The sequence below is a fragment of the Desulfoscipio gibsoniae DSM 7213 genome (assembly GCF_000233715.2).
Classification (GTDB): domain Bacteria; phylum Bacillota; class Desulfotomaculia; order Desulfotomaculales; family Desulfallaceae; genus Sporotomaculum; species Sporotomaculum gibsoniae.
Genome location: NC_021184.1, coordinates 2,749,892 through 2,774,631, shown reverse-complemented (window position 1 = coordinate 2,774,631; position 24,740 = coordinate 2,749,892). Strand labels below are relative to the sequence as shown.

Here is a 24,740-nt window from a genome sequence, read left to right as displayed (position 1 = left end):
GTGCTTTTAAATAATGCTTGTTGAATATGCAATGCAGCATGCATGGTTGGTGCCGCTCCTTCCCGCCCTTGCCTTTGTGGTAATAGTTTTTCTCACCCGGCCATGGCAAAAGTTAAGTGCCATCGTGGCGGTGGGATCAATGGCCTTGTCCTGTGTCATTGCCACACTGGCGGCGTACGGGATTTTTACCAATCATGAGTATGCGGAAAAACCGCTGGTTTACGCCACGCGCTGGTTTTCCCTGGGACTGCCGGGAATGCCTAATTTGCAAATAGACGTGGGGGTACAGCTGGACCCTGTATCGGCCATGATGATGGTCATGGTTTCGTTTATATCTACATTCATCTTTTTGTATTCCATCGGCTATATGGATGGAGAAGATGGTTTCTCAGTATTCTTTTCTTACCTGTCACTGTTCGGTGCCTCCATGCTTCTGCTGGTTATTTCCAGCAATCTGCTGCAAATGTTTATCGCCTGGGAGCTGGTGGGACTATGTTCATATCTGTTGATCGGTTTTTATACCCACAAGATATCAGCCCGGGAGGCAGCCAAAAAAGCCTTCGTCACCTGCCGGGTGGCGGACTTTGGTCTGCTGCTGGGTATTTTGGCGCTGCAAATAATATTTGGCACGCTGAACCTGACCGAACTGGGTGAAAGAATTGCTGACTTTGAAGAATATACCACCTTCGGCATGCTTACATTGATTGCCGTGTTGGTATTTATAGGACCGATCGGTAAATCCGGTCAATTTCCACTGCACGTTTGGCTGCCGGATGCTATGGAAGGCCCTACTCCGGTCAGCGCGCTGATCCACGCCGCCACCATGGTCGTGGCCGGTGTATACCTGGTTGGCCGCACCATGTTCCTGTTCCATGAAGTGGAGTCGGCCATGCAGCTGGTGGCCGTCACCGGCGCCTTTACCGCGCTGTTTGCTGCGACCATTGCTATTACGCAGCGGGAGATTAAAAAGATACTTGCTTATTCCACCGTCAGCCAGCTGGGCTATATGATGCTGGCCCTGGGGGTGGGCAGCCTGACCGCGGGTATGTTCCACATGTGGACCCACGCTTTCTTCAAGGCCTTGATGTTCCTGGGTGCCGGTAGTGTGCTGGTTGCCCTGCACCACAAGGCTGATGTATGGGAAATGGGTGGACTGGTTAAGAAAATGCCCATTACTGCCTGGACATTTGTCATTGGCGGTTTGGCCATTGCCGGTATACCACCATTTTCGGGCTTTTGGAGTAAGGACGAAATTTTAGTTGCTACTTTGGCCGAAGGACATTACGTGCTGTTTGCCATGGCGGCGTTTACCGCGTTTTTAACTGCGTTTTATATGTGGCGAATGATTTTCCTGGCATTCTTCGGCAAAGAAAATCCCGCCAATCATCCCAAAGAGTCTCCATGGACCATGACCGTTCCGCTGGTGGTTCTCGCAGTGGGTGCCATAGGCGCCGGCTGGTTGGGTACACCCTGGCACAACGTGTGGGCGGAGTGGATTTACTTCGGGCATCCGCACCATGCTGCGGCTAATTATGGAGCCATGCTGTTGTCAATAGTGCTGGCCGGTAGCGGTATCTATTTGGCCTATACATTGTATTTGAAGGATGCTGAAAAGAAACGGGCCAAAGCTATGGCTAAATGGTTCGGTCCCGTATACCGGATGCTTTGCAATAAATACTACATTGACGAGCTGTACCTGTGGTTCAATCACGCGCTGGTGGACGGCACAGCCAAACTGTTTTACCTGTTTGACATTTACGTAATGGACAATATTGTGAACGGGTTTGGTGCCTTCGCCAAGCTGTCCGGGGATGGTTTGCGTGTGTTCCAATCCGGTCGGATGCAGAACTATGTGTTGATTTTCTTCCTTGGCGTGTTGGCTGTGGCTGTATTAATGGCCTTTACCGGTCCGTCCGCCGCCAGCCTGGTTCTGGGAGGTGTTAAGTAATGGATTTTCCTATCCTGTTAGCCATTCTGCTGGCACCGCTGGTTGCGTCATTAGTTCTGATGTTTATACCAAAGGAAGAAAACATACTGATTAAGAGTGTAGCCGCTGTGGGTATGTTTATATCCCTCGCCTTAAGTCTGTATGCCTACTTTGCTTACAACCAGGATATCGGTGGTCTGCAGTTTGTTTTCGGACATGACATGCCATGGATTAAAGATTTGGGCGTTACCTTTTTCCTGGCCGTGGACGGCATCAGCTTACCCATGCTGCTGCTGACCAACTTGATTGGTTTTTCAGCGATTTTTGCCTCCTGGAATATCAATAACCGGCCCAAGGAATTCTTTATACTGCTGCTGCTGTTGATTGCCGGTGTTATGGGCACGTTTATCGCCCACGACCTGTTCATATTCCTGCTGTTCTATGAAGTGGTGGTTATCCCCATTTATATTATGGTGGTTATTTGGGGTAGCTCAAAGCGGGTTACCAAGGAATATGCCGGTATGAAACTGACCATGTATTTGCTCATCGGAAGCGGTTTCCTGCTGGTTGGCGTTATTGCCCTGTTCGTTAAAACCACTGCCCTGGCCGGGGCTCCGGATATGAGTTTTACCGGGATGGCCGTTGTGGCGCAGCAGCTGGAACGATTTGATCAAATTTGGCTGTTTGCGCTGATGCTCCTTGGTTTTGGTTCACTGATATCCATGTGGCCGTTCCACTCCTGGTCACCCGATGGTTACGCCGGTGCTCCTACTGCGGTTAGTATGATCCACGCCGGCGTGTTGAAAAAAATCGGTGGCTATGGTTTAGTGAAAATAGCTGTTTATATGCTGCCGCTGGGTGCTTCATTCTGGGCACCGTATATGGCCGTACTTGGTGTGATTGGCGTGGCCTACGCCGCCATGGGTGCCCTGGCCCAGAAAGACCTTAAATATGTCGTCGGTTATTCCAGTGTCAGCCACATGGGCTATGTCATTTTGGCCGTAGCCTGCCTGGATGTCATTGGTTTGAACGGTGCAGTGGCCAACATGTTTGCACACGGTGTAATGGCGGCTTTGTTCTTCTCTATGATCGGCTTTATTTACGAAAAAACTCATACCCGCTGGATTCCGGATATGGGCGGCCTGGCCCGGCAAACGCCGCGGTTGGCTGTGGGATTCATGATGGCAGCCATGGCTTCCCTGGGATTGCCCGGTTTAGTCAGCTTTATTCCCGAATTTACCATCTTCATTGCCAGTTACCAGGTATACGGCGGACTGGCGGTTATCGGTATTGCGGGTATCATTATCACGGCTCTTTATGTGCTGCGTGCCGGTGCCAACACCCTTTTTGGCCCGCCGCGTGCGGAATATGATCACCTGGAAGATATCAGGGGACCGGAAATGGTGCCTTTGGTTGTACTGGGTACCGTACTGGTGGTTGGAGGTTTCCTCCCCTCCCTGTTGTTCGACATGATTAACAGCGGCGTCGTGCCCCTGCATGCTGCGATAAGCGACGCGCTCCAGTTAGGGGGGAAGTTTTAAATGCCAGCTGATATGTTTGCTTTAACGTTACCGTTTAACCCTTCTGCATTGACATTGGAAATGCTGACCGCCGTGTTGGCACTTGGCGTGCTCATACTGGGCATTGTTGTGCCCAAAGGCTCCAAGCACGGACTGGGTTGGGTCAGCCTGCTGGGTATACTGGGCATACTGGCTGTGGCCGTTTCCTTATGGGGTGAAAAGCGGGAACTGCTGAATGGTATGTACCTGCTGGACAACTACGCGCTGTTTTGGAAAATAACTTTCCTGACGGCGGCGGCGTTGGTGATACTGGGCTGTATGCGCTTTGTTGATAAAATGGGCAACCAGTCCGAGTATTACAGCATTACTATATTTGCTACCTTGGGTATGATGGTCATGGCCTCGGCGGGAGACTTTATCACTTTCTACCTCGGCCTGGAATTAATGACTCTGTCATTTGTCATTTTGGTTTGCTTTCGCAAAACAGATGCCAAGTCAGTGGAGGCAGGCATTAAGTATTTATTGCTGGCCGGTATGAGCTCTGCAGTGCTGCTGTATGGATTAAGCCTGATCTATGGCCTCACCGGCAGCATAACCATACTTGAGGTAAGCAGAATTATCGCCATGCAGCCTCTATCACCTGCGCTGATGCTGGCTGTTGTGATGGTTATCGCCGGTCTTGGATTTAAAATATCCGCTGTGCCGTTCCATATGTGGTCACCTGACGTTTACGAAGGTGCTCCTACTCCGGTAACGGCGTACCTGGCCGTGGGTTCCAAGGCGGCATCGCTGGCTATTATTTTGCGGATATTCATTGCCGGCCTGCCGGGTATATGGGAAAGCTGGGCTATGGTGATTGCCATTCTGGCCGCGGTAACCATTATTGTCGGCAACCTGGTGGCCATACCTCAAACCAACATCAAAAGGATGCTGGCCTACTCCAGTATAGCCCAGGCAGGTTATATAATGGTGGGACTGGTTACTGCTACAGAAGCTGGTATCAAGGGTGTCATGTTCTACGCGTTCCTGTATGTATTTGCTACAATGGCTGCCTTTACCGTGGTGGCTTACTTCTACAACAACACCGGAAGTGATGAACTGAAGGATTATGCCGGTTTGGCCCAGCGCTCTCCTCTGATGGCGGCGGTGATGCTGGTGGCGCTGTTAAGTATGGCCGGTATACCTCCCCTGGCCGGTTTTGCAGGCAAATTCTATTTGTTCAAGACCATTGTGGACGGTTACCTGTGGTTAGTATTTATTGGTTTGATTATGAGCATGGTGTCAGTGTATTATTACCTGCGGGTGGCACTGGTCATGTATCGTGATGATCCCATTGATGCAACCCCCATCAAGGTATCCAGTCCTGTAGCCGTGACATTGATTGTTGCCACGATCGCTACACTGGTCATCGGTGTCTATCCGGGACCGCTCTCCGAGGTGGTTAATAACGCCGCCCATACATTCTTTCTGCACTAGCATAAACTATAACAAAAAGCCCCTCACCTGTTGGTAGGGGCTTTTTTATTGTGCAGCCAGTTCATAATTCGTGATATAATAATGTTACATTTAACCAATATGGAGGGAATTATGAATAACAACACAGCATATCAAGGTTCGGATAAGTATATTGCATCACAAGAACTAATCAGTGCTGTCAATGTAGCTGCGGCTCTTAACCGCCCGCTTTTAATCAAGGGCGAACCGGGTACCGGTAAAACTATGCTGGCACTAAGCGTTGCTGATAATTTAAACATGCAACTGCTGATCTGGAACATCAAATCCACCACCAAGGCCCAGGATGGGTTATATGTGTACGACACAGTGCAGCGTTTATACGACAGCCAGTTCGGTGAAGGTGACGTGCGCGATATCAAGCAGTATATAAAACTGGGTAAGCTGGGCGAGGCATTTATTTCCGATGAGCGGGTTGTATTGCTGATTGATGAAATTGATAAAGCTGACATAGAGTTCCCCAATGACTTGCTGTGGGAATTGGATCAGATGAGTTTTTATATTCCCGAGACCGGCGAAACAATTACGGCCAGGCATCGACCCATCGTGGCCATTACCAGCAATGCCGAGAAGGAACTGCCGGACGCTTTTCTGCGCAGGTGTATATTCCATTATATTGCCTTTCCGGATGAGGAAATGATGCGCCAAATTATTAATGTACACTACCCGAATCTGCAAAAAGAGCTGGTTCGTGCCGCTGTCAACGCCTTTTACAGCATCCGAAACCTGCCTGGATTGCAGAAAAAACCCAGCACCAGCGAGCTTTTGGACTGGGTACAGGCTCTGGCGGTTGGTGGTATTGACCCGCGTATAATTGAAAAAGAGATACCTCTTCCAGGGGTGCTTCTTAAAAAGGATAACGACATGGCGTTATGGCAACGCAAGCACGGTGGTGAAGCCGGGGACGCCCGAACGGCAGGAAAGAAAAATATTACCAGTTACTGGCGGAGTTGATAGAATGTTTACCAGCCTGTTTTATGGCTTGCGTCGGGAAGGTGTTAACGTTGCTCTTACAGAGTGGTTAACATTGATGGAGGCGCTGCAGCGTGGATTAGCCAATAGCAGTTTAATTAACTTTTACTATTTAGCCCGCTCGGTGTTGATAAAAAGCGAAACACAGTACGACGCCTTTGACCGTGCTTTTCTGCAATGCTTTGAGGGTATTGAAACACCACCGGAAATAACTGCAGAGGTGCTTAAATGGCTGGAAAACGCGTTGCCGCCGCGGTTGGTTGATCAGGCGGATAAAAAGCCGAATTTAGACTGGAGCCTGGAGGAATTAAAAAGAAAACTGGCTGAACGCTTGAAGGAGCAGACGGAGCAGCATCATGGCGGGGGCAAATGGATAGGCACGGGAGGCACCTCGCCATTCGGTCATTCCGGTTACAACCCGGCCGGTGTGCGCATTGGGGGGCAATCGGTAAACCGTTCAGCGGTCAAGGTGGCTGCCGAGCGTGCCTACCGGGATTTCCGGTCGGATGAAACATTAACTACCCGGCAGTTTGAGCTGGCCCTGCGCAAATTACGCTTGCTGAGTACGGCAGTAGAAGGTGAGCGAAATGTGCTTGATTTGGATGCCACAGTGGATGCCACCGGACGTAAAGCCGGAATGCTGGAGTTGGTATGGGCCAGGGAGCGCAAGAATAGAATTAAACTACTTATCCTTATGGATTCCGGTGGTTCAATGAACCCTTACCAGAGGCTCTGTAGCCAGTTATTCAATGCAGCCAACAAGTCCACGCATTTTCGTGATTTGCAGTTTTATTACTATCATAACTGTATTTATGAAGTTATTTTTAACGATCCCTTTTGTATGAAGCGCAATTCAGTAAGCACTTATGATTTTTTGCGCCAGTATGATTCAGATTACCGGCTTATCATGGTAGGGGATGCCAGCATGGGGGCCGGGGAACTACTTATGCCCTACGGAGCGCTGGATTGGTGGGCGGAAAACGAGGAACCCGGCCAGGTATGGATGCAAAGATTGGCAAGCCACTTTGAACATTGTGTGTGGCTTAACCCCATTCCCAAGCAGTATTGGGGCAGGGTCGAGGGGAGATACACCATCGGTTTAGTTTCTGAAATATTTCCTATGTTTGAACTTACTTTAGACGGCCTGAATGCGGCCATTAAAAAGCTCAGGGTTAAAAGGTAAATATGAATAGCGTAAAATTAATACCCCTTCCTATAACTAAGCCAAGGGAGGGGTAAATTTACTTAAATACTGTTATATACTCTGATTTAATAGCATGTATAAAAAATCTTATTAAGGAGTGTGAAAGCATGGATAAAGATTTAGCAATTCAAATGAGAAACAAGGCCGGGCAAAATTTTAAAGACGGACATAACTGCGCTGAATCAATTTTTCTGGCTTTTCGGGAATTGGTGGCACCGGAAGTAGACCCTGGTTTAGTTAAAATGTTTACTGCCTTTGGGGGCGGACTGGGGCATGCCGGTTGCATGTGCGGGGCTCTTGCTGCATCGGCGGCTGTACTTAGTTTGCTTAAAGGGCGTACTGGTACCGATATGCAGGACAGGGACGTTTGTTACCGGCTTTCCAGGGAATTGCATGACCGGTTTGAGCAAAAGTACGGTGCTACCTGCTGCCGGGTGTTAAATCCTCATGAAATTGACAGTCGTGAGCATATGGTCAATTGCTTGAAAATTACAGGCAATACCGCCAAGCTGCTAACCGAATATTTAATTGACAAGGATTTGCTGCCCCGGGGAAAGTAGGTAATTAGCGTGACTATGTTAAGACGCCGGCTGGGCATTCGAGGAGAAAACATTGCTGCTGAATACCTGAAAAGAAAAGGGTTGCAAATTATTGAGCGTAATTTCAAGTGCCGTCTGGGTGAGATTGATATTATTGCCCGGGAGGGTAATTATCTTGTTTTTGTGGAGGTGCGCACCAGAAGCAGCGCATCGTGCGGCTTGCCCCAGGAAAGTATTACAGCTGCTAAAATAAAAAAACTACGGCGCCTGGCCCAGGTATATTTGGCATTGAGGCCTTATAAAAATTTAGACGTGCGTTTTGATGTGGTAGCCCTTTATTGTGCCGGGGAAACAACTATAACTCATATTGAAAATGCATTTTAGCGCCTTTGACACTATGTGTATCCCATCAGTAACAACTTATCCAACTTACCGCCGTTAAAATTACCGTCCCGGCTGGCTAATAAAGGGTAGTCTAAGCATGTTAACCCCTGTTTGCACCCATTAAACATAATTTTTTGCCGGTTCATGGACTGATTGTTGAGCGTTGCCTGTTTTGGTACTAAAATGGTATCAATAAAAGTAGGGGGGTTTTATTATGGCAACGCAAACCCAAAATCATGAACAAATATGCCTGGAATGCCGATTGTGCAGTTTTTACTGGGGAAAGAGCTGTGTCGGATTAAAAAAATATACCCAAAAGGGCTGTATTGAATTAAGCTTTTAATTAGTTTTTTAATAAACATAGTGGATTTTAATATTTGCAATATTTGTGAAATTTAAATTAAAAAGCAGCTGCGCCTTAAATAGGCTTTCAGCTGCTTTTTTGCAAGTCTTTTTGTGCCACTCCTTTAATTTGTTTTTAACCTGCTCCGTCGCAAAAAGAGCTGTCCCCAAAGACGCTCTGATTTTCAGGCTCAGCGGGTACCAACAACCGGTGCTACCGTGTGACAACATAAAACGTGACATTAACCGGGGGTGTAAAGTGCTGTTATAAAGCTAATCCATGATGATTAATTCTGCATATTGATCAGCGCTATTTTCGCAGTCAAAAGCAATGTCCTCGAATACATCAGGGAAACTTTGTTTCATATGTAATAACATAGGAATCATGAGCTGTTTTAAAGATTCGGCCGATGATGACAGAGTGGTGGTTTCAAGTAATTCGTGCCATTGCGCTACAGTGTAACGGTAAACAATTCTGGTCTTGGTTGCCCCTTTGGTTATTTCGGTTGGAAAACGAAATGGTTTTTCTCCGGCGAATACTCGCTGAGTTGACACTGATATGGGTACATCAACGCCATTCCCGTATACGGCAATGGCGATAATTTCCTCTTCGCCGGTATTGCTTATTGGTTCAGATTGCCTCTGTACCAGTAACAATGGATGGTTATTCATTGATATCACCTCATAATAAATAGACTGTGCCGCTTATGTTTTATATTTTGACTGGTGCTGCCCATGCGGCATGAATTTCCAGGGTGGCGCTAGCATGTCAATCCCTATATGCAAAAATTACCCGGTTATTTTAAAGTCAATATAGTTTTCCTTTAATTCTAGGTTGCTTGCCTCCGCTACTTCCACTCTGATTACCTCGGCACGTGGTGATCCCTGGTGACACCAGGTAATCATCCTTTCCACCGCCTCGTCAGGTCCTTCAAAAATTGCCTCCACCCTTCCGTCGGGCAAGTTGCGTACCCATCCCTTAACACCCAGTTTTTCCGCTTCACGCCTAGTATAATCCCTATAGTAGACTCCCTGCACCCGGCCGGAAATAAAAACATGTTTTATAGCCATCCTTGCATCACCTCTGTTAATTTATAATAAAAAGGTTATCACAAAAAGTACACTACTTTCTTCGGTATGATTAATTGGCAATTGTCAATTCTAATTACAGCAAGGCAATCTTAATGGAATAAACAATTTAATATATTACGTCAACATTATTTTATATTACTACCGTCAACTTTGTCAGTCAGTATTTCACTTTAAAACCAATTATGTTAATCGACAATAGGTATAGGTTTGCACAATCTGCAAAAAAACTTCCTTACAGGTAATTTTTTTTAGCTACTGTTCACGAAAAAAACCTGAAATAGCAGGGATTGGCAATGGTTATGACGAAAAAAAAGGCGGAGGTATATTACTATGCTAACCATTGTCAGAAGCTTAGCCTTAAACGGCCTTGAAGGTTATATCGTCCGGGTGGAAGTGGATGTATCAAGGGGTTTACCTGGGTTTGATATTGTGGGGTTACCGGATGCCGCGGTGCGGGAAGCTAAGGACCGGGTACGCGCTGCAATAAAAAACGCCGGATTTGAATTTCCTGCCAAACGCATCACAGTTAACCTGGCACCGGCGGATCTCAAAAAGGAGGGTCCGGTCTATGACCTGGCCATATCCCTGGGAATACTATCCTCGACGGAACAAATTGCCCCCGGTTTGGTAAATGACTATATGTTTTTAGGTGAACTTTCTTTAGACGGTTCAATTCGTGGTTTAAACGGTATTTTACCCCGGGTCTCGCTGCTGCCCTGTGATGGTTACGATCAAGTTGTTGTGCCTGCTGAAAATGCCGATGAGGCTGCCCTGATCCAGGGCATTAAAGTTTACCCCGCTGCCAACCTGGTCCATTTAATCCGCCACTTAAAAGGTGAAGATATCATAAATCCCCATATGGTTGATGCCCACAAATTTTGGACAAGTCGTAGTATTACAGGGGATATGTCCGAGGTACGCGGACAGTTGGCCGTTAAGCGCGGACTGGAGGTGGCGGCCGCTGGTGGACATAACATTCTAATGCTTGGTGCCCCGGGTTCGGGAAAAACCATGCTGGCCCGCCGGTTACCCGGTATATTACCTGGTTTGTCACTGGATGAAGCACTGGAAATAACCAATCTGTACAGCCTGGCAGGATTACTACAATCCAATCAACCTTTGATTACGGAACGACCTTTTCGTTCACCGCATCATAATACATCAATGTCGGCGCTGGTCGGGGGTGGTAAATACCCCCGACCGGGTGAAATCAGCCTGGCCCACCTGGGTGTCCTTTTTCTCGACGAGGTTGCCGAATTTAAGAGGGATGTCCTTGAAGCATTGCGCCAGCCCTTGGAGGACGGTGTGGTTACCATTTCTCGGGTTCATTCCTCGGTTACCTATCCTGCCAAAATTATGCTCATTGCGGCTATGAATCCCTGCCCCTGCGGCTTTTTAGGCGATGCAGAGAAGGAGTGCTCGTGCACGCCACTGCAAGTGCAGCGATATTTAAACCGCCTCTCCGGGCCATTGCTGGACCGCTTTGATATCCAGATAGATGTACCCTGTATCACTTTTAACGACTTGGAAAACAGTCCACCGGGTGAAAGTTCGGAAATCATTCGCCAAAGGGTGCAGATGGCCAGGGAAATGCAGACAGCCCGTTTTGGCAAAGAAATGTGCAACGCCGATATGTCGCCGGCTCAATTAAAAAAACACTGCCTGCTGAACAAGGAATCCATGGAATTATTACGTGCTGCCTTTAATCGTCTAAAATTAAGCGCCCGGGCCCATAATAAAATTATCAAAGTTGCACGCACCCTGGCCGATTTGGCAGGCTGTGCACAAATACAGATCGAGCATGTGGCTGAAGCCATTCAGTACAGGGGAATGGAAATGAAATACAGGGAGACACGGTGCTGGTATCGTTGAGAGCTATGCGTGGTGTTTGCATATTCCACGGCTTTTCCCATGCTAATTAGCCCAATTCCTGTAATGTCAAGCCGGGGTTTTTCTCCAAACAGAAGTTTACCTCCCAGTCTGAGGAGAACAGTGCTACTAACCGTCCTTCCCGGTCGCGGGCAAGTTTGCTTCGGCTGGGCCAGACAATGCCGGCTTGTTTTTCCGGGCTGCATAGAGCCCAGCGGGCGCATGTGAAAGGTAGTCTTTCTATAGATGTTGCTACACCGTATTCCGAATCAAGCCGCGCCACTACCACGTCGAATTGCAGTTCTCCAACAGCTGCGAGCACAGGTTCCTTGCGTAAACTGTCCGTAAAGAAAAGCACCTGGATAGCGCCTTCTTCCACCAATTGCTCAATGCCCTTGTTGAACTGCTTGTATTTAGATATTTGCTGGTTATGCAAAATGCAAAAGTGTTCAGGTGCGAAACGGGGTATGTCATCAAATTTAATAAGTTGCCCCGAACATAAAGTGTCACCGATGTTAAAAAGTCCCGGGTTGGCTAAGCCTACCACATCGCCTGGAAATGCCTCTTCCACTATTTCCCGCTCCCGGGCAAAGAAACGGTAAGCTCTGGTCATGCGCACTTTCTTCTGTAGGCGGGAGTGATACAGCTGCATATCTTTTTCAAAGCGTCCGGAATATACCCTCATAAAGGCAACCCGATCCCGGTGCTGGGGGTCCATGTTAGCTTGGATTTTGAAAATCTGCCCGGTAAATTCCTCGCGGGTCGGCTCAACCATGCCCCGACTGCTCACCCGTGGGCCGGGTGCTGGTGCCAAATCAAGAAGCGCCTGAAGAAAAGGGTCGAGACCAAAATTGTTGATGGCACTGCCGAAAAATACCGGGGTTATATTACCCGCCAGGAACTGTTCCAAATTGAAGGAAGCACCTGCTGCATCCAGAAGCTCTATTTCTTCCACTAATTGTTTATGTTCAGCATGGCCCAGCAAATCTATCAGTACCGAGTCGTATAGGTCATGTACCTGCACGGGAGCCCGGTGCTGTCCGTGATTGGTCCGTCCAAACAGCAGTACTTGTTGTTTGGAAATGTCGTATACTCCTTTAAATGTCGGCCCATTGCCAATAGGCCAATTCATAGGTACAGGTCCGATTCTCAATTCTTGTTCGATTTGATCTAACAGGCTTAAAGGGTCACGCCCCGGGCGATCCAGTTTATTTATGAAAGTGAGAATGGGGGTGCGCCGCAGCCGGCAAACCTGGAATAATTTATGGGTTTGGGGTTCTATGCCTTTGGCGCTATCCAGTACCATCACTGCACTGTCCGTAACCATTAGCGTTCTATAAGTATCTTCGCTGAAATCCTGGTGACCCGGGGTATCTAAAAGATTGATCCGGTATCCCCGGCAATCGAATTGCAGGGCAGCGGTGGTAATGGAAATGCCCCTTTGCTGCTCCAGTTCCATCCAGTCAGCGGTGGCGTGTTGCTGGTTCTTGCGGGCCCGCACCGCGCCTGCCAGGTCAACGGCGCCTGCATAAAGTAATAATTTTTCAGTCAGGGTGGTTTTCCCGGCATCCGGGTGAGAGATAATAGCAAAAGTACGTCGCCGGGAAACTTCAGATTCCAGTTCACTGGTACTTGTCTTTAAGGCATGCTGGCTCATAAGTTCCTCCAATATTGTCTTGGCATGTAAAACTTCAATGTGAAGTTAATTATCCTTTAGTATAACATAATGATATGGCCAGTGTGATTATTTAAAGGAGTTCACTATGATTGTTAATGCAGATTATTAATTGTAATTATAATGAACGGAATTAAAATATTTTTTCCCCTGGTTAATCGCCTGGGAGCGGTTTTTAACATGTAATTTGCGAAAAATATTGCGCAGGTGTGTTTTTATTGTATTTACGGATAGATTGGTTGCTGTAGATATTTCTTTATTGGTTAAACCTTTGGCCAGGTGGGAATATACTTCCTTTTCTCTGGAAGTGAATTTTATAGTTTGTTTTTGAGTGCTCTCGGGTATAATGGCTACCTGGGATAATTTAATATAATCATTGACTATGGTATTGATAACTGTGGGGTCTATAATTTTTTCCCCTAACGATACCCTGCGAATGGAATCAATAAGTTTTTCCCTGGAAACATGTCTTAAAATATACCCGTCCGCCCCGGCTTGCAGAGCCTGGCGCATGAATTCCATGTTTTCAAAAACTGTAAGGAAAATTATTTTTATATCTGGACGATCCTCGATTATCTGCTTTGCCGTATCAATACCGTTAATATCTCCCATTTTCATATCCATCAGTATAACATTGGGGTTTATCCTGCGTGCCATCCTGTTTGCTTCCTCGCTGTCCTCGCAGCTGCCCACAATATGGATATCTTCGCAGGTGCTGAGCATGGCAGTCAAACCTTTTCTAATCATTGTATGTCCGTCTACGATCATTAAATTGATTTTAGACAAGATACCTCTCCTCCTAAACTTTTCTCTAAATCGACAGGTAATTCTATTGGTCTTTTGGCTATTGGATTACCCCGTTTAATTTGAATTGTTTGACTAAGCCGTAGTTATTAAAAAGACTATGATCATAAAGAATGCGGCTGAAAGGTGGAAAAGGGAGTTTATAATAAACTTTAGTAATGACATCTAATGCGTGCTGAATTTTAATTTCTAATTTAAATAATTTGCAAAATTGATACCATTTAACGCTGGTAAAAGCCTTGTGTTTATAAATTTTAGACAAACGACTATTAATTACTCCATATAACTGTTCTATAACCATAACCTGCTTAATAAGTAAGTTCAGCTTAATTAAAAACAGGTGCACCGGTGTACCACTATTGTCAATATTGAACCAATTGTATATATCAGCTTACTTATCACGTTGTCACAATTGTAATTTAAGCTGCACAATTTCCATTGTCTGGGTCCGGACCGGCGATTAAAAAGATTTAACCTAAAAAGGTTAATCCATGTTTCACCCGTTTTTAACCTGGCTTCCATGCTTTTAAGCTATTTTTTTTTCTTTTTTACTGTTTTATATTTAACATAAGATCAATTCTGGCTTAATCTATTTATTTTGGGCCGGATTGTTGTCATTGTCGTGATTTAAAAGTACATCGCTGAACTGTTTATAAAATTTGTAATAAAATCAGGGCGCTGGAGACCCCGTGTAATATATGGCAGCACCGCCTCAGTTTGCCTGTTCCGTTCAAATTAACGCCTGGGGTTGCTGTGTTTGCCGGTTAGAGGTGGTCTCTTTGAATTTACGCTAAACATCCAAAATGATTACGGTTAAGATTTAGTCCGGAGATGACGGGATGTTTGATGAAGTTTGTAATTACCTATAGAAAGGGAGTATGTCAATGGTTTATGAAGTAATTCAGCTAAATAAGGAAGACGGAGTGGCCATCATTACCCTGAACCGCCCTCCGATGAATCCCCTCAACAGCCAGGTATTTCGGGAACTTGATCAGGCTGCTGACGAACTGCAGGCCGATGATTCCATCAAAGCGGTTATTATTACCGGAGCAGGAGATAAGGCGTTTGCAGCAGGCGCGGATATTACCGAAATGGTTAAGTTAACCCCGGTGGAAGCATATAAATTCTGCCAGGGTTCACGAGTTGCCTTGGAGAAAATTGAAAACTTAGGGAAGCCCGTTATTGCAGCCATCAACGGCCTTGCTTTAGGCGGTGGCAATGAACTGGCCCTCACCTGTGACTTTCGTATTGCTTCCGAAACCGCTAAATTTGGTCAGCCCGAAATCAACCTGGGCATTATACCCGGTGCAGGTGGTACCCAGCGTCTTTCAAGGCTTATCGGCGCGGCAAAGGCCAAGGAACTGATTTTCCTGGGCGATATTTTTGATGCCGCCGCTGCTGAAAAGCTGGGTTTGGTAAACAAGGTAGTACCGTTGGAAAATCTTATGACAGAGGCCAAAAAAATTGCTCAAAAGCTGGCTTCAAAACCTGCCGTAGCCATGAAAATGGCCAAGGAAGCCATCAACACAGGAGTAAATATTGATATTTCTTCCGCTCTGACCCTGGAAATACAAAATGTTATCATTGCCTTTGCCAGTGACGACAGTAAAGAGGGTATGGGGGCGTTTATGGAGAAACGGAAACCTAATTTTACAGATAAATAAACAAATCTTAATCATAAATGTATCCAGACATTAAGAAAATGCGAGGTGGCCATATTGAGCAACTTGCCCAAGGGGGGAAGCTATATCTTCGGTCAAACCGATCCCCAAAATATCTTCACTCCCGAGGATTTTACCGATGAACATATTATGATTTTCCGTACTGCTGCAGGATTTGTTACCGATAACATCTTAACCAGAATGGAAGAACTTGAATCCAAGAAGGAAGGTATAATCAGAGAACTCTTAGAGGCTTGTGGAGAGTTGGGTTTACTGGGAGCCGATATTCCAGAAGAGTATGACGGTATGGAAATGGACAAAATCAGCTCCACTATTATTGCCGAGTGTATGGGGCGAGCCGGTTCCTTTGCCATGACCCAGGGCGGTCAAACAGGTATCGGCAGTATGCCAATCGTTTTTTTCGGTAACCATGAGCAGAAGAAACAATATCTACCCGGAATAGTCAGCGCTGAAAAAATTGGCGCTTACGCTTTGACCGAGCCTGAAGCAGGTTCAGACGCAATGGCGATCAAGACCAAGGCTGTTTTAAGTTCAGACGGCAAATATTATATTTTAAACGGAACCAAACAATTTATCACTAACGCCGGCATGGCAGATGTATTCATAGTTTACGCCAAAATAGACGGTGATAAATTTACTGCCTTTATTGTAGACGGTGATTCCGAAGGACTGTCCACCGGGCCGGAAGAAAAGAAAATGGGCATCAAAGGTTCCTCCACCAGAACCCTAATTTTAGAAGATGTAAAAGTACCGGTGGAAAACTTATTATTTGAAATTGGCAAGGGCCACGTAGTAGCATTTAATATCCTGAATTTAGGCCGTTATAAACTGGCCGCAAACTCTTTGGGCCACGCCAAGTTTGCCTTGGAACTGTCTGCTACCTATGCCAATGATCGAAAACAGTTTAAGACACCCATTGCTAATTTTGGATTAATTAAAGAAAAACTGGCCGAAATGGCAATTAAAATTTACGCGGCCGAGAGTATGCTCTATCGTACTGGAGGTTTGCTTGAAAATATGCTGCATAGCCTGGATACCTCGGGTGAAGACGGGGGCCGGGTTGCTGCCAAGGGTATAGAAGAATATGCCCTGGAATGCTCTATGAACAAGGTCTTTGCCACCGAGGTTGTGGCGTATTGTGTTGATGAAGGGGTACAGGTTCATGGTGGATACGGGTATAGTTCTGAATATACCATAGAACGACTGTACAGGGATGCCAGGGTTTATCGTATTTTTGAAGGAACCAACGAAATTAACCGCAGCCTGATTCCCATTACTTTGCTGCGCCGGGCGGCCAAAGGAGATTTGCCCCTCCAGGAAGCAATCGAAAGACTCCGGGGCCAACTTTCCAGCGGAATTCCGGCCAGAGAAGGGGAAGTGGACCTCGTGCAGGCAGCAAAGGAAATATTCCTGTTGACCATAGATGCCGGGCTTCAGAAATATGGAGACGGCTTGAATAAGCAACAAGAAATACTGGGCAAACTGGCGGATTTGGCGATTATGACCTTTGCAATGGAAAGCGCCTGGCTCCGTGCTCAAAAATCAATGGTTAATGAGGATGAGGCCGGATCAAAGCTTAAAATGAATATGGCTAAAGCCTACATCAATTCAACATTTGGTGTTATGGTCTATGTGGCAGGAGAAACCTTGGCTGCCCTTGCTGACGGTAATGAGCTGACCAGCTTGCTGGAAAATTTACAGATGCTGTCCCGGTATACTCCAAGAAACACCATAGCTCTTAGACAGGAGATTGCCGCAGCTATTTCAGAAGCCGGCAAGTATGTGGTGTAACTTGCTTAAAGCATCACACACTTTAAACAGCTAAATATTATTACTATATTTAAATTAAGTAATTAATAAATAATTAAATAAAAAATAAGGAGGGTATATTTATGTACTCCAAGGCTTTTATTCCTTACCGGGCATATTTTAGTTCCCCTTTTGCCCGCTGGCAGGGTTGCCTGCAAAATGAAAATGCCATTGAATTAGCGGCGGCAACAGCCAAAAGATGGATGGCAGCAAAAAACATTGATGCGAAAGTGTTTGAATATCTCTTTTTAGGGAAAACCATCGGACAATTGCATACTTTTTATGCCGGCCCCTGGGCGGCTGCCCTAATAGGAGCTGATGGAATCCCGGGTTGCCATATTCCACAGGCCTGTTCTACATCCACGACCTGCATAAACCAGGCGGCGGCGGGCGTCGAGACTGGCCAATATGAAAATGCATTTTGCCTTATGACCGATCGCTGTTCAAATGGCCCACACACTATCTGGCCCAATTCCGCAGGCCCTGGTGGAGAAGTGATTTCGGAAAACTGGATGATGGATAACTTTAACTACGACCCATATGGAAAAGTTCCAATGATTCAAACGGCAGAAAACGTAGTTAAAAAGGTGGGCGGTATCACCAAGGAAGATTGTGATGCGGTGGCATATAGGCGTTATGAGCAGTACCAGGATGCCCTGGCTAACGAGCGGAAATTCCAGAAGCGCTACATGTTCCCGGCGGAATATAAGAAGAATAAAAAGGTAACTGCATTGCTTGAAGCCGATGAAGGTGTATCTCCAACAACCAAGGAAGGACTGGCCAAATTAAGACCGGTTATTGAGGGAGGGGTGCACTCATTTGGCGCCCAAACCCACCCGGCTGATGGCAACTGTGGGGTTGTTGTATGCACCAAGGAAAAAGCAAAAGAACTTAGTGATGATCAAAATATAGAAATACAGATACTTTCCTATGGTTTTGCCCGCGCGGAAAAAGCTCATATGGCTATGGCCGTGGCACCTGCGGCGAAAATGGCTCTGGAAAAAGCTGGCATTGACGTTAAGGATGTAAAGGCCATTAAGACACATAACCCATTTGCCGCTAATGATTTGTATTTGGCCAAGGAATTGAATGTCGATGTTATGAAATTCAATAATTACGGCAGTTCTCTTATTTACGGGCATCCCCAGGGACCTACCGCTGGTCGTGGAATTATTGAAATGATTGAAGAGTTAGTTATCCTTGGCGGTGGTTACGGGCTGTTTACAGGATGTGCGGCCGGAGATACCGGTGCAGCTCTGGTTGTAAAGGTTTCTTAAAAAGTAAAATCTAAGATAGTTAAATAATATCTTAAATTGTCATGGTTTGTCTGTTATTGTGTATAGTATAGGCACCCCTTGGGGTGCCTTCTTGATCTTCTTTTTGACCTGGTTGATAGGTGCTAATTCTTTTTTCACCCTTTTTATAAACCATATTCAATCCTTTGGGGGATATTGAGAGTACTAATATTTAGTCTATATTTAACATAACTAATGGGACTAATGTGTTGGTGTGGCAAAGTTTTAATACCTTTATGGAATAACCTGTCGAGGAAAGGGGGTTATTCAAAGTAAATTAAAATCTTAGTACTTTTTGTAGCATCATGTCTTGAAGGGAGTTATTAATGGTGGAGATTAAAAAAATTGCTGTTTTAGGCGCCGGAGCCATGGGCGGAGGTATTGCCCAGGTAGCTGCGCAGTCAGGTTATGATGTTGTTCTAAGCGATGTTGATATTAAATATGTCAACAATGCCGTGGACAGGATGAATGCATTTTGGCAAAAGAGCATTGAAAAAGGGAAAATGACCGCTGAACAAAAAGAAAAGGCGCTGGGGCGCATTAAATGCACGTCAGGGTTTTCTGATTTTTCAGATGCAGATATGGTGATTGAGGTCATTATCGAAGACTTGGAGGCGAAAAAAGCCGCTTTCAGAGAACTGGACAGCGTTTGCAAACCGGAAGCAATCCTGGCCACAAATACTTCTTCCATGTCAATCACGGTATTGGCAAACGAAACAAAAAGACAATCTCAGGTCATAGGAATGCACTTTTTTAACCCACCGTCCCTGATGAAACTGGTGGAAATAATTCGCGGGTACTACACCAGCGATGATACGGTTGAAATTGCATCCGCGGTTGCCAAGTCCATGGGTAAAATCACCATTGAAGTTAAAAAAGATTATCCTGGCTTTGTGGTCAACCGTCTCATGTTAATCCAATACATTGAAGCAATCAAACTGGTTGAGGAAGGAGTGGCGACGCTGGAAGATGTTGATACCGCCCTTAAACTCGGCCTCAATCACCCTATGGGGCAATTTGAATTGCAAGACTTCGGCGGAGTTGACATCGGTTACCATGTTCTGAATTACCTGTATCAGGAACACAAAGATCCCCTCTGGAATCCGCCCCAATCACTTAAAGCATTAATCAGAGCCGGGCGTTTTGGACGTAAAACCGGGGCCGGCTGGTTTGATTATGAAAAATAAAACCCGGCTGCACGGATAATGCCAATCGCAACCATTAAACATAGCTCTTAAAGAAGGACGAGCTCTTTAATTTACTTTGTTGTTACACTGCAGCCCAATGTAAAACGTAATACGTGCCTGTCACAATAAAAATTTAGTAGGGAATTGCCGGTTTAAATCAGAACATTAAGAATAGTGGGGAAGGTGATTATATGAATTTATCCAGCATTGTCGAAAACAATGCTAGCTGGAATCCAAAAGCTACTGCAATTATATGTACAGAAACGGATACCAAGTATACTTACGAGGAATTTAACAAATTAATCAATCGTTTTGGCTGTGCCCTGCAGGAGATGGGGGTTCAAAAAGAAGACAGGGTTGCGATATATCTTCCCAACTCACCCGAATTTTTAATTTCCCATTTTGCTATAGCCAGAATCGGGGCTGTGGCAGTACCTTTCAACGTAATGTTTAAGGGCCCGGAAATTAAGTATATTTTAAACAATTCCAAAGCCAAAGTGCTCATCGCTGCCGCAAAAGAGGCTGCATTGAATGTGGTTGAAGTGCTGCCCGGAATTCCTACCCTGGAACGCGTAATTACGGTTGGCGAGACGGAACTTGCCGGTGCGGTTACTTTTGCATCCATGATTGAAAGCGGTAAAGATGAACTGGAAATGGTAGACTGCGCACCCAGCGACACTGTGAGCATTCTCTATACATCCGGAACTACCGGTCAGCCCAAGGGTGCTATGCTTACCCATAATAACTTTTTATCTAATGCCCGGTTAAACGGCACCAGAGTACTACACGTCAACGACCAAGATTTGTTTTATACCGGCACACCTTTCTGTCACGTTTTTTATGTTCTCAGTGTACTTGGCCCAATATATGCCGGCGCCGGCATAGTTGTATCCGAACGTTTTATGCCTGACAAGACACTTGAAAGCATTTCAAAATACCGGGTGACCCATTATGCTGGTGTGCCGACTATGTGGATTTACATGCTTAATGAGTATACCCCTGAAAAATATGATGTTAGTTCATGGCGATTTGCCCAATCCGCGGGAGCTTCAATGCCCGGGGAATATATCAGCAAAATAGAAAACACCTTCAGGGTGGGCTTTTGCGAATGTTACGGTTCCACCGAGACAAGTTCCACAGTTTCATTTGGCCGCCTGGGCCACGGTAAGGTAGCTTCCATCGGACCGCCGGCATGGGGCTATCAGTTTAAAATAATTGGCGATGACGGTAAAGAATTAGGTCCAAACGAGGTTGGAGAAATTGTTTTAAGGGGTCCCGGGGTCTTTAAAGGCTATTGGGAAATGCCCGAAGCTACAAAGGAAGTTTTGAGTGAAGACGGCTGGTTTAAGACCGGTGATCTGGGTAAATACGATGAGGATGGATACTATTATATAGTAGACAGGAAAAAAGATATGATCATTTGCGGGGGCTACAATATTTATCCCCGTGAGATAGAAGAAGTGTTATACACTCATCCCAAGGTTTTTGAAGCGGTTGTCATTGGTGTCCCTGACAAGGAAAAGGGCGAAATTCCCAAAGCATATATTAAGCTCAAGCAGGGAGTCGAAGCTGAACCTGCGGAGATAGTCCAGTTCTGCAAGGAAAGAATGGCGGCCTACAAGTCCCCCAGACAAGTTGAGTTTGTCGATGATTTTCCCAAAAATCCCACAGGTAAAATACTTAAAAGGGTAATGCGGGAATAACATCAAACCGCGGTTGCATTGATAAATTGTAGTATAATATTAAACAAGGCCAATGAAGTAATAATGCCCTGTTGCCTGGGGTATTATTACTTCTACCTGTATTGGAGCATTTTATACCGGGCTATAAGTTATTTATTAATATGTTTACCGCACTCGCCGCAGTTCGTGCAGGCAAATTCCCCTTTGATAGTACATCTATCTCGCTGGGCTCCACCGCGCAGGTAACCCAGGCCATTACATTTACCGCTGCCAACGTTGCGTTTTTCGGACCCTCGCATCTGATAACCGGCTAACTGGCCCTCCAGTTGGGTAATCTTTTTCCTGTACCACTGGCAATCCTTTTGCAATTTGGACACTGCTTCCCCAAGAACTTTAATCTGGGATTCAAGTGATTCCAGCCTAAATACCAGATCTGGTTTTTGCTCATTATTATTGCTCATTCTTGATACACCTCGTAAATATAAAATATATATTCATTAATTTATTATTCATAAAGCGTAAATTTCCTTTAAAAAAATTTCTAGTCTATAGGTAATAATGGTCGATAAAACGTGATATGTGTTGCAAATTTTTAAAACTCAAGTTATAATTCATCTAGCTCGATAAAATGCTTGGAATTACGGTGTACTTTCTCTATTGTTGTTGGCTGGGGAAGAATAAACCTGTTAATCCCCGGCACGGGCAATCAATTAGAGGAGGTTTTTTAATGTTTGAAGACAAAACTTTAAATTGTAAGGATTGTGGTTCCGACTTTGTTTTCACCGCTTCCGAGCAGCAATTCTATGCAGACAAGGGGTTTGCCAATGAACCCGGTCGCTGCCCTGAGTGCCGTGCCGCACGAAAGGCTGCCAACCGGGGGGGCAATAGCTATGGTCGTGAAAGACGCCAGATGTATGATGCAGTTTGCTCAGCCTGCGGCAAAGAAACCCAGGTACCTTTTCAACCCCGCGGTGATAAACCCGTGTACTGTCGCGATTGCTACAAACCGCGCAACAATTGGTAAAATAAAATATACCAATAAGAGCCAGGGTATTTGCTGCCCTGGCTCTTTGCGTTGTACGTTTAAATAATCAAAAACTATGTTTAAATATTCCTCCAACTAATAATACTACCCATTAAATACTTGAGAGGAGGAATATATATTGAGGTTTCCCAATCTCTTTAAAGAAGGTCAAATCGGCCATATGCGCATTCGCAACCGTACTGTTATGCCCCCCATGGGTACCAACCTGGCTAATGAAAATGGCGCCGTTACACCGGCCATGATTCATTATTACCGCGAGAGGGCCAAGGGCGGCGTGGGATTAATCATTACCGAAATAAACTGTGTGGATTCGCCCCAGGGCAATGCTATCGCCAACGAGTTGAGCATTGCCGACAACTCGTACATTGCCGGGCATAATGAACTGGTGGAGGCCGTAAAAGAGCACGGTGCCAAAATAATCACCCAGCTGCATCATGCCGGTCGCCAGACCACCCCGGAAAATACTTACGGTTTGCAGCCCGTGGCCCCTTCAGCGATACCTGACCCCCATTTGCAGGTGATGCCCAGGGAGCTTACCGTTGAGGAAATAAAGGATATTGAGCAAATGTTTATCAAAGCCGCCATTAGATCGCAAAATGCAGGTTATGACGGCGTGGAACTGCACGGTGCCCATGGCTACCTGATCGGCCAGTTTATTTCACCCTTCAGTAACCGGCGCACCGATCTGTATGGCGGTGACCTGAGCGGTCGGATGCGCTTTCCTCTGAATATTGTACGGGGTATCAAGCGGGAGTTGGGTAATAACTTCCCTGTTTTGTTTCGCATGAGTGCTGATGAATTTGTAGAAGGCGGCGTGCATCTTGACGAGGCCAAACAAATAGCCCGGCTGCTGCAGGATGCAGGGGTGGATGCTCTGGATATATCCTCGGGAGTATACGCCTCCATGTCCACCATATTGGAACCCATGAGCTATCCCGAGGGATGGCGGGTTTACCTGGCGGAAAATATTAAAAAAGAAGTACACATACCCGTGATTACCGTGGGTGTCATCCGCAGCCCCGAGGTGGCCGAAGGTATTATCGCCGATGGCCGGGCTGATTTTGTCGCACTGGGCCGCACCCTCATTGCCGATCCGGAATGGCCGTTTAAAGCGCTGGAAGGGCGCACTGAGGATATTAGAAAGTGCATCACCTGCAATATTTGGTGTATTGGTGAGCGGGTATTTAAAAACTTACATGTGCGCTGTACGGTAAACCCGGTGGCAGGGCGGGAGTTGGAGTACCCGCAAATTACTTCCACCCTTTCCCCCATGCATTTTGCGGTGGTGGGCGGGGGGCCTGCCGGAATGGAAGCGGCCCGGGTGCTGTCCACCGCGGGGCACAGGGTATCATTGTTTGAAAAACAGCCCGAGCTGGGTGGCCAAATACTCATGGCCTGTGTGCCGCCGGGTAAAGAAAAAATACGGTGGTCCATTGACTACCTGCAAACCCAGATCCGTAAACTGGGCGTGGAGATACATTTGAATACCGGGGCCGGCGCCGATATGCTCCAGGGTATGAACGTTGATGCCGCCATAGTGGCTACGGGGGCGGCTCCGGTGATACCGGATATCCCCGGCGTCCACAATCCAACCGTTACCACGGCCTGGGAGCTGCTGGCCGGTAGATACGAAGTGGGTAACCGGGTGGTTGTGGTAGGCGGCGGCAGTGTAGGCTGCGAGACGGGGCTTTATCTAAAGCACCGGGGGGTAGATGTAACCGTGGTGGAAATGGAGGATGAGCTGGCCGTGGACACGGAGCCCATCTCCCGGCATTCACTCCTTGATGAGCTGCGTAAAACCGGCGTGCATACCATTACCGGCTTTAATGTGCGGGAAATCAAGCCCGACGGTGTTGTGGCAGTGGACCGCGCCTGGCGGGAGCACTGGCTTCCCTGCACCCACGTGGTGCTCTCGGTGGGGGCACAGCCATTAAATCATCTGGCAGAAGAGTTAAGGCAGCGGGGGATGCGGGTGTTTGTGGTAGGTGATGCTAAACGGCCGCGTAAGTTGAATCACGCCATCAGCGACGGCTTTTTAACGGCGCACCGCATCACCCAGGCGGAAACGCTCATCAGGCCATACCGGCCGTTCCCCGTACAGCAGCCCTACCGGGAGCAGCAACAGGAGCAGATACTACAGTAAAAAAACAATGCCTTGCGAGCTTCCGCAAGGCATTGTTTTTTCCGTTACACCAGGACA

General features: G+C 46.5%; 20 protein-coding genes. 15 read left to right on the top strand and 5 right to left on the bottom strand.

All coding sequences use genetic code 11. The features are described 5' to 3' along the window. Nucleotides 1-13: 13 nt before the first annotated feature. From nuoL to DESGI_RS13010, 7 genes are all read left to right on the top strand, one after another. The gene (gene nuoL / locus DESGI_RS13040) at nt 14-1,948 is read left to right on the top strand and encodes an NADH-quinone oxidoreductase subunit L (RefSeq protein WP_006521863.1); all 1,935 of its coding nucleotides are present in this window, start codon (nt 14-16) and stop codon (nt 1,946-1,948) included. Then, nucleotides 1,948-3,468 (top strand): complex I subunit 4 family protein, encoded by a 1,521-nt coding sequence (locus tag DESGI_RS13035; RefSeq protein ID WP_006521862.1) that lies wholly within the window; start codon nt 1,948-1,950, stop codon nt 3,466-3,468. The genes nuoL and DESGI_RS13035 overlap by 1 nt, the downstream gene beginning before the upstream one ends. Continuing rightward, nucleotides 3,469-4,923, top strand: coding sequence for an NADH-quinone oxidoreductase subunit N (locus DESGI_RS13030; protein WP_006521861.1), 1,455 nt, complete (start codon nt 3,469-3,471; stop codon nt 4,921-4,923). It begins immediately after the preceding gene. Between the two features lie 111 nt (nt 4,924-5,034). Next, on the top strand, nt 5,035-5,913 hold the full coding sequence (locus tag DESGI_RS13025; protein ID WP_006521860.1) for an AAA family ATPase: 879 nt from the start codon (nt 5,035-5,037) through the stop codon (nt 5,911-5,913). 4 nt (nt 5,914-5,917) lie between these two features. After that, nucleotides 5,918-7,114 (top strand): vWA domain-containing protein, encoded by a 1,197-nt coding sequence (locus DESGI_RS13020; RefSeq protein WP_006521859.1) that lies wholly within the window; start codon nt 5,918-5,920, stop codon nt 7,112-7,114. Between the two features lie 128 nt (nt 7,115-7,242). After that, on the top strand, nt 7,243-7,695 hold the full coding sequence (locus tag DESGI_RS13015) for a C-GCAxxG-C-C family protein (RefSeq protein WP_006521858.1): 453 nt from the start codon (nt 7,243-7,245) through the stop codon (nt 7,693-7,695). A 15-nt stretch (nt 7,696-7,710) separates the two neighbouring features. Then, entirely contained in the window at nt 7,711-8,058 is a 348-nt protein-coding gene (locus DESGI_RS13010) for a YraN family protein (RefSeq protein WP_083940028.1), read from the top strand. A 615-nt stretch (nt 8,059-8,673) separates the two neighbouring features. Here the strand turns inward: DESGI_RS13010 and DESGI_RS13005 are convergent. Both DESGI_RS13005 and DESGI_RS13000 read right to left on the bottom strand, forming a co-directional pair. Then, nucleotides 8,674-9,072: a hypothetical protein gene (locus DESGI_RS13005; protein WP_006521855.1), complete on the bottom strand. Its 399-nt coding sequence runs from the start codon at nt 9,070-9,072 to the stop codon at nt 8,674-8,676. Nucleotides 9,073-9,189: 117 nt separating this feature from the next. Then, nucleotides 9,190-9,471, bottom strand: coding sequence for an acylphosphatase (locus DESGI_RS13000; RefSeq protein ID WP_006521854.1), 282 nt, complete (start codon nt 9,469-9,471; stop codon nt 9,190-9,192). A gap of 351 nt (nt 9,472-9,822) precedes the next feature. Between DESGI_RS13000 and DESGI_RS12995 the strand changes: the two genes are divergently transcribed. Further along, on the top strand, nt 9,823-11,364 hold the full coding sequence (locus DESGI_RS12995; protein WP_006521853.1) for a YifB family Mg chelatase-like AAA ATPase: 1,542 nt from the start codon (nt 9,823-9,825) through the stop codon (nt 11,362-11,364). 46 nt (nt 11,365-11,410) lie between these two features. On the opposite strand, the gene DESGI_RS12990 is transcribed toward DESGI_RS12995, so the two are convergent. Together DESGI_RS12990 and DESGI_RS12985 are read right to left on the bottom strand one after the other, a co-directional pair. Next, nucleotides 11,411-13,018, bottom strand: coding sequence for a peptide chain release factor 3 (locus tag DESGI_RS12990; protein WP_006521852.1), 1,608 nt, complete (start codon nt 13,016-13,018; stop codon nt 11,411-11,413). Between the two features lie 126 nt (nt 13,019-13,144). Next, on the bottom strand, nt 13,145-13,822 hold the full coding sequence (locus tag DESGI_RS12985) for a response regulator (protein WP_006521851.1): 678 nt from the start codon (nt 13,820-13,822) through the stop codon (nt 13,145-13,147). 902 nt (nt 13,823-14,724) lie between these two features. Between DESGI_RS12985 and DESGI_RS12975 the strand changes: the two genes are divergently transcribed. From DESGI_RS12975 to DESGI_RS12955, 5 genes are all read left to right on the top strand, one after another. Next, on the top strand, nt 14,725-15,504 hold the full coding sequence (locus DESGI_RS12975) for an enoyl-CoA hydratase/isomerase family protein (protein WP_006521850.1): 780 nt from the start codon (nt 14,725-14,727) through the stop codon (nt 15,502-15,504). A 54-nt stretch (nt 15,505-15,558) separates the two neighbouring features. Next, on the top strand, nt 15,559-17,313 hold the full coding sequence (locus tag DESGI_RS12970; protein ID WP_006521849.1) for an acyl-CoA dehydrogenase FadE: 1,755 nt from the start codon (nt 15,559-15,561) through the stop codon (nt 17,311-17,313). A 101-nt stretch (nt 17,314-17,414) separates the two neighbouring features. Beyond that, nucleotides 17,415-18,608, top strand: a complete 1,194-nt coding sequence (locus DESGI_RS12965) for a thiolase family protein (RefSeq protein ID WP_006521848.1) — start codon at nt 17,415-17,417, stop codon at nt 18,606-18,608. A gap of 344 nt (nt 18,609-18,952) precedes the next feature. After that, nucleotides 18,953-19,813: a 3-hydroxyacyl-CoA dehydrogenase family protein gene (locus tag DESGI_RS12960; protein ID WP_006521846.1), complete on the top strand. Its 861-nt coding sequence runs from the start codon at nt 18,953-18,955 to the stop codon at nt 19,811-19,813. 191 nt (nt 19,814-20,004) lie between these two features. Further along, a complete protein-coding gene (locus tag DESGI_RS12955; RefSeq protein ID WP_006521845.1) occupies nt 20,005-21,516 on the top strand; it encodes a class I adenylate-forming enzyme family protein in 1,512 nt (503 codons plus the stop codon). 128 nt (nt 21,517-21,644) lie between these two features. Here DESGI_RS12955 and DESGI_RS12950 read toward each other — a convergent pair whose 3' ends face one another. Continuing rightward, complete coding sequence (locus DESGI_RS12950; RefSeq protein WP_006521844.1) at nt 21,645-21,956, bottom strand: hypothetical protein; 312 nt, start codon at nt 21,954-21,956, stop codon at nt 21,645-21,647. A gap of 266 nt (nt 21,957-22,222) precedes the next feature. Between DESGI_RS12950 and DESGI_RS12945 the strand changes: the two genes are divergently transcribed. Next, the gene (locus DESGI_RS12945) at nt 22,223-22,519 is read left to right on the top strand and encodes a zinc-ribbon domain containing protein (protein ID WP_006521843.1); all 297 of its coding nucleotides are present in this window, start codon (nt 22,223-22,225) and stop codon (nt 22,517-22,519) included. A gap of 139 nt (nt 22,520-22,658) precedes the next feature. After that, the gene (locus tag DESGI_RS12940) at nt 22,659-24,683 is read left to right on the top strand and encodes an oxidoreductase (RefSeq protein ID WP_006521842.1); all 2,025 of its coding nucleotides are present in this window, start codon (nt 22,659-22,661) and stop codon (nt 24,681-24,683) included. The last annotated feature ends 57 nt before the right edge of the window (nt 24,684-24,740 follow it).